At 28.6% G+C, this 4,288-nt stretch carries 4 protein-coding genes and 1 pseudogene; all 5 read left to right on the top strand.

All coding sequences use genetic code 11. The features are described from left to right. Positions 1-38 precede the first annotated feature (38 nt). A complete protein-coding gene (locus tag AB1Z17_RS14310) occupies positions 39-278 on the top strand; it encodes a DUF4870 domain-containing protein (RefSeq protein WP_368052446.1) in 240 nt (79 codons plus the stop codon). 32 nt (positions 279-310) lie between these two features. Next, positions 311-652: a PadR family transcriptional regulator gene (locus AB1Z17_RS14305; protein ID WP_368052445.1), complete on the top strand. Its 342-nt coding sequence runs from the start codon at positions 311-313 to the stop codon at positions 650-652. Beyond that, on the top strand, positions 649-2,400 hold the full coding sequence (locus AB1Z17_RS14300; RefSeq protein ID WP_368052444.1) for a PspC domain-containing protein: 1,752 nt from the start codon (positions 649-651) through the stop codon (positions 2,398-2,400). The genes AB1Z17_RS14305 and AB1Z17_RS14300 overlap by 4 nt, the downstream gene beginning before the upstream one ends. Before the next feature lie 94 nt (positions 2,401-2,494). After that, positions 2,495-3,217 (top strand): head GIN domain-containing protein, encoded by a 723-nt coding sequence (locus tag AB1Z17_RS14295; protein ID WP_368052443.1) that lies wholly within the window; start codon positions 2,495-2,497, stop codon positions 3,215-3,217. A gap of 217 nt (positions 3,218-3,434) precedes the next feature. Then, a pseudogene (locus AB1Z17_RS14290) lies at positions 3,435-4,288 on the top strand (hypothetical protein); the annotation flags it as partial.

Raw genomic sequence — 4,288 nt, 5'->3', positions numbered from 1 at the left:
TTGTTTTATGGACAGCCAAAAAAAGTTAAAGCTAATATATTAACGACCACGGAAAATCTGCTATAAACTTTCAACTTAGTTTAATTGTTTATAGTCTTTTATTAGCAATATTAATAATACCAATTGCCATATTTACCTTAGGCCTAGGTTTAATTGCAATTGCAGTAGGAATTATACCTGCAATAATCTTAAAATTTATTTTAATTATTACTGCTAGTATCAAGGCAAATAATGGAGAACAGTACCATTATCCCTTTACAATAGAATTTATTAAATAGCAGAACGCTTTTAAATCAATAAATCTCAACAAATGAAGATAGAAAACACAAAAGCACAAATGCGAAAAGGAGTTTTAGAATTCTGTATCTTATCTATATTACAACATGGAGATGCATACACTTCTGAAATTTTATCGCAGCTAAAAGATGCAAAATTATTAGTTGTTGAAGGAACCATTTATCCTTTATTAACTAGATTAAAAAATGCTGGTTTGCTCAGTTATCGCTGGGAAGAATCAACATCTGGACCACCAAGAAAATACTATGCCTTAACAGAAACAGGAAAATTATTTTTAAAAGAATTAAATACAACTTGGAGTGAACTTGTAGAAGCAGTAAACTTAGTAACTACCAATAAACCAACAGAAAAATGAATAAAACAATAAATATAAATTTAGGAGGTGTCTTCTTTCATATTGATGAGATTGCTTATCAAAAATTGAAACTATATTTAGATGCCATTAGAAGATCTTTAAGTGATGACCCACAGGGAAGAGATGAAATTTTAAATGATATTGAACATAGAATTGGCGAATTACTTTCTGAAAGAATTAAAGATGCACGTCAGGTTGTAAACGAAAACGACATTGATGAAATTACTAAAATAATGGGGAAACCCGAAGATTATTTAGTTGATGAAGAAATTTTTGAAGATGAGCCAAAATACAAGTCTAGAGTTTCTTCAAAAAAATTATTTAGAGATGCTGATGATAAATTTTTGGGCGGTGTCTCATCTGGTTTAGGACATTATTTTGGAATAGATGCTTTATGGGTTAGAATTATCTGGATAGTATTAGTGGTTGCAGGTTTTGGTACTGGAATACCAATCTATATTTTACTTTGGATCTTAATTCCTCAGGCAGAAACTACTGCAGAAAAATTACAAATGAAAGGCGAACCCGTTAACATTAGTAATATTGAAAAAAAAATTAGAGAAGAATTTCAAGATGTATCAACACGTGTAAAAGATGGTGTAAATGATGTAACTTCAAAAGTAAAAAATTCTGAATTTAAAAAAACAGCAGGTAGCAAAGCAAAATCTGGTATTCAAGAAATACTTGATACTTTAGGAAGCATTTTAATTACGTTGTTTAAAGTTTTTGGTAAACTTATTGGAGCACTATTAATATTTATTGCTGCAGCAACTTTAATTGGACTAATTATTGGTGCGTTTTCTTTAGGTAGCTTTGAAATATTAGGATTTGGTAATGATTTTATAAATCATCCCCCATTTTTTTATGATTCGGTATTACCAACTTGGCTACTCATAGTTTTTACTTTTATTGCAGCTGGAATTCCTTTTGTTGTACTTTTTATGTTAGGTTTAAAAATTCTTTCAAACAATATAAAATCTTTTAGTACAACAACAAAACTTTCGTTATTAGGTATTTGGATTATATCTCTTTTAGGATTAGGATTTGCTGGAATTAATTTTGCTGCACAAACTGCCTACGATGGTGTTTTTAACCAAACCGAGGAATTACCATTTGTTGCAACAGATACCTTAAAAGTAAAAATGATTGGTGATGAAAATCTTTCAAATAGAAGTGAACTTAGAAGACGTTATTCGTACGAAACAGTTTATGATAACGATGTTAGAAAATTATATTCTAATAGAATAAATGTTGATGTAAAATCAACCGATAAATCCAGCGCTTTTGTTAAAATCAGAAAAGAATCTTCAGGTAAAAATAGAAAATATGCAAATTCAAATGCAGAAACCATTGAATATCAGTTCAATTTAACCAACCAGGATTTATTGTTAAATGGCTACTTTTTAACTGATTTTAAAAATATGATAAAGGAACAACAAATTGATATTACTATTTATATACCATTAAATACTATTATTTATTTAGATGGGTCTACTAGAACATTCTTAGATGACGTTGATAATATTCAAAATGTACACGATAGAGACATGCCTAAACATTATTATAAAATGACTGAAAACGGACTGGAATGTTTAGACTGTGACCCTTCTATTTTTGGCGAGCGTTATAAAAAAGAAAATGAACACTTTAAATTAAATATTGATAATAATGGTGTTGAAATTAACGTAAATGATGGAGCTAATAATGCCGCTATTAAAATTAATGAAAATGGATTAAAAATTGAATAATTACAATTCAGCAATATTTTTCAACAGTTCAGCAAACAAAAATATAATTTGTTTTAGGATCAGTATAAATTTGACTAAACTAAAATACTAAACAATGAAAACACTTACAAAAATTACAGCAATATTACTACTGTTAATTTCAACAACCTCTTGTTTTGTTGATGGATTTACAGGAATTAAAGGAAATAGAAACGTAGTATCTGAAGACAGAATTATAAGTGATAACTTTGATGAAATTAAAGTACAACAAGGTATTCAGTTATTTATAACTCAAGATAATGCTGCAGAAATTAAAGTAGAAGCAGATGAAAACATTATAGACTTGTTAATTACAGAGGTAAAAGACAATCAACTAAAAATATATTTTGAAAAAAATGTGAATAGAGCAAAAGCCAGAAATGTATTTTTAAGTACTGCTACAATTAACAAAATTAAAGCATCGAGTGGCGCATCAGTAAAATCTGAAAACACATTTCAACTTACCTCTTTAGATTTAGATGCAAGTAGCGGAAGTTCCATTAAATTTTATGTAAACGCAAACGATATTACCACAGAAACTTCAAGTGGAGCTAATATTAAAGTATATGGAAAAGCAAAATCTTTTTCTGGAAAAGCAAGTAGTGGAAGTTCTATAGATGCAGATGAGTTAGAAGTAATTGATGCGTATGCAAAAGCAAGTAGCGGCGCAAATATTAATGTAAATGTAACAGGAAAATTAACTGCAAAAGCAACTAGTGGTGGTGATATTGATTATGAAGGAAGTCCCACCGATATTAATAAAGACACCTCTTCGGGAGGCAGTGTATCAGGAAGCTAATTCCAATTTATATATTTAAATTGTTAAGCCAGTTCACTTTAAGTGAGCTGGCTTTTTCATAAATAATTGTGAAAGTTCCTGTAAATATGATATTTATCATATTTAATGAAAAGCGGTTAAGTACTTTTGTACCTAATTTTTTTATACCAATTCTTATTAAAATTGTAAAAAATTCAAATAATAATAGGTGTTAATTAGCAAACAAAACTAATATAAAATGCAAAAACAACAACAACCTCATTCATTTCACATACCAGTAATGGGATTGGCATTTACGCTTAATAGCCCAATTAAAGTTGCCAAATATGGGATATCATCAGTTATATCAATTGTAGACGATGTTATAATTGAAAAAATGAATGAATATTACTCTAATAAATTCAAAATTCCTTACAATGCTATTTCAACAAAAGTTGAAGATTATAGAGCAAAACGTATCACTTCTTATTTAAATACAGTAGATACTATTGTAAAGCATAAGTTTGAAAATCTTAAAAAAACTTTTGATACAAAAAGTAGTGAGTTTGAAAAATATATGGACATGTTACCAGATTTTTCAGAATTAAAACAAAATTTTGTAAAAACCATTCAAAACAATCCTTTAAAAGAAGAAGTACATAATTGGATTCAAAATAACCTAAAACCAGGTAATATTGATGTTAATATTATGACAAAACTAGATAAAGCTAATTTTAAAGGAAATGAGCAACTACCAACCGAATTTAATGATGCACACGCAGCCTTAAGAGGTTTTGCAAATAGTAGTTTAGAATCTTCTATTGTATTATCTGCAGGTATGAATCCGAGATTATACAGTTATTTCGAAAACTTTAACGACTTTTTTCCAGATGAAAACGGATTGTTAAAAAAGAAAATAATTTTAAAAGTTAGCGATTACAGATCTGCGCTTATTCAAGGCAAATTTTTAGCAAAAAAAGGACTTTGGGTTTCAGAATATAGAATAGAATCCGGATTAAATTGCGGTGGTCATGCATTTGCTTCGGATGGTTATTTATTAGGTCCTATTTTAGAAGAATTTAAAAAAGATAAAGACACTTTAATTAAAGATGT

It is taken from the genome of Lutibacter sp., from assembly GCF_040883305.1.
Taxonomy (GTDB): Bacteria; Bacteroidota; Bacteroidia; order Flavobacteriales; family Flavobacteriaceae; genus Lutibacter.
The sequence above is the reverse complement of the archived record's forward strand: the minus strand, read 5'-3'. Positions and strand labels throughout refer to the sequence as shown.